This window comes from Marinobacter shengliensis (genome assembly GCF_003007715.1).
GTDB lineage: Bacteria > Pseudomonadota > Gammaproteobacteria > Pseudomonadales > Oleiphilaceae > Marinobacter > Marinobacter shengliensis.
The window spans coordinates 1-5,999 of record NZ_PXNO01000018.1; the positions used below are offsets into that span (position 1 = coordinate 1).

Genomic DNA, 5,999 nt, shown 5'->3' on the forward strand with positions numbered 1-5,999 from the left:
GCCCACGCCCGTCCTCTGCACTCACCCCAGACACCCTGGAAGGCCTTTTTGATTCCCTCCTGCAGCGCCTCAGCCACCTGCAGGAAGTGCGCACCGACTACCCGTGCGACTACATGGCCCGCTGCAAAGCGAGCTTCACCGACGCCCTGATCCACGAACTGGAAGCCCGCGGCCACCACAGCCCCGCGTTTGACCGCCTCATCCAACTGAGGGACGCCTGGGACTGCGGCCAACTGGACCTTCCCAACGTCACGGAGACCAACCAATGAGCCCCATACCTCCCCGTCAGGACCAGGTAGAAGACAAAGAGCGCCGTTTCTACGTGTGCGCCCCGTCTTCCATCTACCTGCAACTGCAGCAAGAAGCCATCCAGCGCGGCACCGACCTCTGGACCCTCGGAGGCTCCGTCCTGCGCGCCTGGTTAGAGGCCGGCTGCCCGAACTTTGGCCATCAGGCCAACCCCCCTGAAAAGCCCTCGAGTCCGCCCCCGTCATCGTCACCACTCGCGCACGAACCGGGGGACGCTCAGTGAGCGCTGCAAGGCTGGCGCGCAGCGCCAGGGCCAAAGGCCCCCTGGCCTTGTGGCGGTCAGTGAGTGGCCCACAGTGCGCATCCAGAGTGGTGAGGATGTCGGGGGAGGACGGCCGCCCCTTGATTCCGAACCATGAGCAAAGGCGGCAAACGGAGTGCGCAGGTCACTGCAGTGACCGGAGGCGACAGGGATCGTTACCCGTAAGGGTGGCCACCTTAGTGGCCAGGAGCAACGCGAGTAGAGCCCGCCCCGAAGGGGTCGCAAACCAGAATCAACTGACCTTTCCCAAGCAGAACCCGAAACGTCAGTAACCGAAGTGAAACCCCCGGCCCAGCCGGATAACGCAACCAAAGCAACACCAAACGAAACCAAGAGGACAAACACCATGGAAAACCACCTGAACCTGATGGTCATCGGCGCCACCCGCTACGACATCGACGGCAACAAAGGCGGCTCCCTGTGGGCATACGCTCCTGCAGAAGCAGACGACGACAACCGAGTCGGTAACGAAGTCATGAAAATCGCCTGCGACTACAAACACATCGACCAACTCAGAAATCACGCTGACCGCCTGCCGGCCATGTTCACCGTCAAAGCCCAAATGAAAGCCGGGCAGGGCGGCAAAGTCACCTTCAAAGCCCTGGAGCTACGGCCTCAGGACGTCACCAAAAAGCCGGCGGCATAAGGAGCCCCTAACCCATGGAAATCCTGACCTGTGACGGAGTCATCAGCCAAAGCGGCAGCACCCCCCAGTGCAGCGGCTCCTGGCAAGTCGTCCAGGTCGCCGAGTTCGCCGCCCAATACCGGGAGGCGTTCACCATGTCACCGGAGGAATTCAGCTACCTGGCTGGCACCTTCGTGACGTGGTTTTTAGTGGCGTTTGGGGTCCGCCTCATCCGCCGCATGTTCAACACCTGAAACCCAAACCAGAAAGAGGAAACCACCATGTCCCGCATCATCGACATGCAGAAAGAACCGGACGGCAAAGCCTGGGCCATGGCCCGCAGCCGTGTCGGCCGCACCGTAGCCAAAGTGGGCACCGCCGTGGCAGCCGCTGGCGCAACCGTCACCGCCCAGGCCTCCATCCTGCCCGCTGACTTCGGCGACCAGATGGACGGCGTAGGCACCGACATCACCACCGTGGGTGGCGCCCTGATCGCCCTGGCGGTGATTGCCGTGGGCATCAAATGGGTCAAGGCCACCTTCTTCGGCTAAGCCGGGGAAGGCACCCACACCCAGGAGGGCGGGCCACGGCCCGCCTTTTTTGATCACAACAGGGAGAAAACCGGTGTGTTCTTCAATGATCCGTACTATCTGTCGTTACTGGCCCTTATTGCTTGCCTTTGGGTGGCTACGGGCTGAAGCCGTCCCCAGTGGACAGCAATACGTTGATTGGATTGAAGCTGTCAGCAATGGGTCGGTTATGGGCGGTGGTTCGTCCAGTGTTAACTGGTCTCCCCCCGGCCCTAATACCCATGTGTCCTGTGCTTCTACGTCTGACTTTAACAGCGGACAGTACTGCGTTAAAAAATCTTGGGAAGCGTGCCCTTCCAATTTCCCTAATTTTTACAAAGAAATCACCAATACCAATGTTAACGGGTACGGTGTTACGAATGCCCAGGGCTTTTGCCTTAAACCACCAGATCCTCCCGAAAACTGCCCCACCGATACGATTCCCGGTGGCCATATAATCGGAGCCGGTGGCGCCGGTATTTATAACGTAGAAGGCTGCGCCTATACCTGCGGCACTAACTATTCCAAGCTCGATGGCAGCACCAGCATGTTTGACGCCCAAGAGTGCACCGGCTTGGGTGAACAGTACGTCTCCGACAATCCCGAAGACTATACCGGCCAGCCTGAACAATGTGACATCAAAGACAGCCAGGGCAACTGCCTGGACATGGACAAGCAGCCCGGCGGCAGCTGCCCCACTGGCACCACCTATGGCGAAGTAAACGGCACCAGCGTCTGTGTCCCCTCCGGTACCAACCTATCCGGACTCGACCAGGGCTCTCAAGGCGTGCAGGGTGAAGGCGGTTCAGAACCCGCTATCCAACCCGGTGACGGCGATGGAGACGGTGACGGAGATGGAGATGGAAACGGCGACGGTAGCGGAGATGGTGACGGATCGGGCGACGGAGAAGGTGATGGAAACGGCGGTGGAGGTGGTGGCACCGGTGGTGACGGAGAGGGAGAAGAAGGGGAGGGCGAATACGGCTCTAACGGCTGTGAGGCACCTCCCACCTGTGAAGGTGACGCCATTCAGTGCGGCATTGCCCGGGAGGTCTGGGAAAACCGCTGCCTGATCCACGAAACCGGCGACAAAGCCGACGAATTCTTTAACCAGAAAACCCAGGGAGTGGGCAACCTGGATGAGGAAGGCCTGGAACTGGTCGACACCCAGGAAATGGACCTGTCCGACAAAATGCAGGACTTCACTAACGTCGCCGACCCCGCCCCGGCTGAATGCCCGCCGCCGGTCGATATCAACCTGGCTCTGGGCCGCTTCGAAGTCGAATTCACCGCCTTCTGCACCCTGGCCGAACAACTGCGCCCCTTAACCCTCTTTATCTTCTCGTTCCTCGGCTCCCTCGCCGTGGCCCGAACCGTCATGGGAGTGATCTGACCATGCCCATACTCTACTTTGTCTGGTCCATTGTTCTCTCTGTCGTCCCTTACATCGTCACCTACGTGGTACGGGGCCTCGGCTTTGGCCTCATCGTCTTCACCGGCGTCACCCTCATCCTGGACCAGGCCGAACAGTTCCTGTTCGCCAAATTCGACGGCTTACCAACGGCGCTGTATTCCGTGCTGGCTATCGCCGGGTTCCCCCTCGGCATCAAAATCCTGTTCACCGCCTTTGGCATTTGCATTGCCATCAAAACCGCCGTCAAACCCGCGCACCCCATCTGGCGCAAACCCGGTTCACCTTGGGAGGCCTGACCATGAAACTCCGACACCGACTTGAAAACACCCTCTGGTGGTTCCTAACAGAAGCCCCCACCATCCTCCTCGTCCTTGTTGTCGCGTTCCTCGCCTACACCCAAGGCCAGATCGACGCCATCAAGCTCATCGACAGCCTGGAGGTGTGCCCATGATCACACTCATCACCGGCACCCCCGGTGCCTCCAAAACCCTCAACGCCATTGACCTGGTACTGAACGATCCAGCCTTCCAGGATCGCTCCGTCTACGTCTACAACATCCAACTCCTGGCCCCCGGTGAAGCCCTTGGCTGGCAGACCCTCGACCTGGAACAGGCCAAGGCCTGGTACGACCTCCCACACGGCGCCGTCATCATCCTGGACGAATGTCAGGACCTGTTCCCCCCGGAGAAATTCGGCAACAAAGTGCCCGAACACATCCGCCGGCTGAATACCCACCGACATTTGGGCATTGACCTGGTCCTGATCACCCAACACCCCAAACTGATCGACACCAAGGTTAGACGCCTGGTCGGCCAACACCTCCACTTCAAGCGCCAGTTTGGCCTGCAGTCGGCTACCCGCTTTACCTTCCAGGAATGCGCCGATGACCCCAACGATTACTTTGCCCAAAAAGCCGCCACCAAAACCCGCAAACGGTTTAACAAAAAGCTCTTTGGCCTCTACAAAAGCGCCGAAGTCCACACCCACAAACGCAAGATACCCTGGATGGTCTGGGCCCTCCTGGTGCTGATCATCGTCACCGGTTACACCATCTATAGCGTGGTTGCCAACTTCGGCCAATCCGACAGCGTCAGCAGTCCAGGTCCAACGCCTGACAACGTCACCACCCAAGCGAACAACGCGCCCGGACAGCCCGCACCGGCCAGACGGGAAGGGCAACCCCTCACCCGTGAGCAATACCTGGAACAGTGGTCCCCAAGGGTAAAAGGCATCCCCCATTCAGCCCCGGTCTATGACCAGGTGTATGAAGTCCGCGACTTCCCCCGGCCGCAATGCCTCCTGCGCGAAAAAACCGACCAATGCCGGTGCTACACCCAACAGGCCACGCCCCTGGAAGTCCCCGAGGCACAATGCCGCCAGATCGTTGCCCACGGCTATTGGGACCCCACCCGCGAACCCCCTCAAGACAAAGGCACCCGCAACCCCCAGGGCAGCAACAGTACCCAGGCCACCAGCGCCCATGAACGCAACATGGAAGCCCTGAGAATCCGTGTACAAACCCAGGCAATGAACTATTGAACCCGACACCCAGGAGGGCCGGCGGTGGCGTGTGGGTGGAAGGCTTGCCCCAGCCACACGCCGCCGGCAGGCGAGAGACGTCCCTGTAACACGTCTCATAGAAAACGACGACAGTCGATTTAACACCACAGACATCCACAGAAGGCCACAGATGAAAATCAAAGACTTTGAAAGAATGGACATCCGAACCGGAGAAATCGGCAAAGGGGATCTGTTCATCGGCCCGGAAGGTCAGCAGGTCAACCTGCAGAACGTTAACGTACTCTGGACCGGCGTAGACACCGTCAGGCAACTGTTTGAGGGAAGACTCAAACCCGAACCCCTGGCCCAGATCGTCGAGGCCTACAACGAAAGCTACGACGCCACCATCACCGTCAAAGACATAGAGTTCAAAGTCCAGTCCGGCAGACGCGGTGGTTTCAAATACATCCTTCAAAACCGGGAATACGGCCTGACCATCCTTCTGCAGAACTTCTACGCCGAACCCGACAACCCCGGCACCCACGTTAAAATTGAAACCTCCCCCAGATGGCTCTATGAACGCTCCAGCCAGCAGATACACGACGAGTTGGCAGAGTGGGGCATGTTCTTCCTGACCGGCATCAAACCCGTTGGCATCGCCTTACATCTGGCTGTCGACTTCCAGGGCTGGGAGCCGCCCCAGGACTTTGCCAGCCACTTCGTTACCCGTGCCAAAACCATCAGCGTCCACAACGGCCTCAGTGACCTGGTGTTCAAAGGCCTGGACGGTGCCACCATCAACGGACGCGGTGAAACCTACACCTTTGGTAAAGCCAACAGCCTCCAGGTGTGCCTCTACGACAAGTCGAAAGAAATCGACGTCTCCGACAAACGCGCCTTCATGGAAAGCATCTGGGAATGCGCCGTGAACGAAGACACCTTCCCGGACACCTGTTACGACCCAGATAAACCCGTCTGGCGCCTGGAAATCCGCTTCCATCACCGGATCGTCAACGAGGTCTCTCAGGGCACACCGAACATGAAGCCCATCTACACCTACATGGACGCGGTTCCGCACCTGACGGGCCTTTGGCAATACGCCCTGAAAGCCAACCGCTATGAGGTCAAACGCGAATGGTGTCACCCCATCTGGACCAAACTGCGTGACGACATCGGCTTCGGCTACAGCGCCCCTGATCTGATGTACAAACGCGCAAAAAAGGAACCCGGTTGCGGCAACGAAAAGAACGTCTCCCTGGCCTTTGGCAATCTCCTGAGCATTTATGCGCGCAACCGATTTAACGCCAGACAGGCCTGGGA

Annotated in this window: 10 protein-coding genes; all 10 read left to right on the forward strand. The window is 59.1% G+C overall.

The features are described 5' to 3' along the window. The coding region (locus tag C7H10_RS19155) for a hypothetical protein (protein ID WP_167392871.1) at positions 1-269 on the forward strand (269 nt) is incomplete at its 5' end. After that, entirely contained in the window at positions 266-532 is a 267-nt protein-coding gene (locus tag C7H10_RS03705) for a hypothetical protein (RefSeq protein ID WP_106693788.1), read from the forward strand. The genes C7H10_RS19155 and C7H10_RS03705, both read left to right, overlap by 4 nt. Positions 533-917: 385 nt before the next feature. Continuing rightward, on the forward strand, positions 918-1,217 hold the full coding sequence (locus C7H10_RS03710; RefSeq protein WP_106693796.1) for a hypothetical protein: 300 nt from the start codon (positions 918-920) through the stop codon (positions 1,215-1,217). Between the two features lie 14 nt (positions 1,218-1,231). Continuing rightward, on the forward strand, positions 1,232-1,450 hold the full coding sequence (locus C7H10_RS03715) for a hypothetical protein (RefSeq protein WP_106693797.1): 219 nt from the start codon (positions 1,232-1,234) through the stop codon (positions 1,448-1,450). 27 nt (positions 1,451-1,477) lie between these two features. Further along, on the forward strand, positions 1,478-1,747 hold the full coding sequence (locus C7H10_RS03720) for a major capsid protein (protein ID WP_106693798.1): 270 nt from the start codon (positions 1,478-1,480) through the stop codon (positions 1,745-1,747). A 565-nt stretch (positions 1,748-2,312) separates the two neighbouring features. Further along, positions 2,313-3,158: a virulence factor TspB C-terminal domain-related protein gene (locus C7H10_RS19160; RefSeq protein ID WP_167392872.1), complete on the forward strand. Its 846-nt coding sequence runs from the start codon at positions 2,313-2,315 to the stop codon at positions 3,156-3,158. 2 nt (positions 3,159-3,160) lie between these two features. After that, positions 3,161-3,475: a DUF2523 family protein gene (locus C7H10_RS03735; RefSeq protein ID WP_152437423.1), complete on the forward strand. Its 315-nt coding sequence runs from the start codon at positions 3,161-3,163 to the stop codon at positions 3,473-3,475. A 2-nt stretch (positions 3,476-3,477) separates the two neighbouring features. Continuing rightward, positions 3,478-3,630 (forward strand): hypothetical protein, encoded by a 153-nt coding sequence (locus tag C7H10_RS19165; protein ID WP_167392873.1) that lies wholly within the window; start codon positions 3,478-3,480, stop codon positions 3,628-3,630. Further along, positions 3,627-4,718, forward strand: coding sequence for a zonular occludens toxin domain-containing protein (locus C7H10_RS03740; protein WP_106693802.1), 1,092 nt, complete (start codon positions 3,627-3,629; stop codon positions 4,716-4,718). The genes C7H10_RS19165 and C7H10_RS03740 overlap by 4 nt, the downstream gene beginning before the upstream one ends. Positions 4,719-4,869: 151 nt before the next feature. Then, the coding region (locus C7H10_RS03745) for a hypothetical protein (RefSeq protein ID WP_106693795.1) at positions 4,870-5,999 on the forward strand (1,130 nt) is incomplete at its 3' end.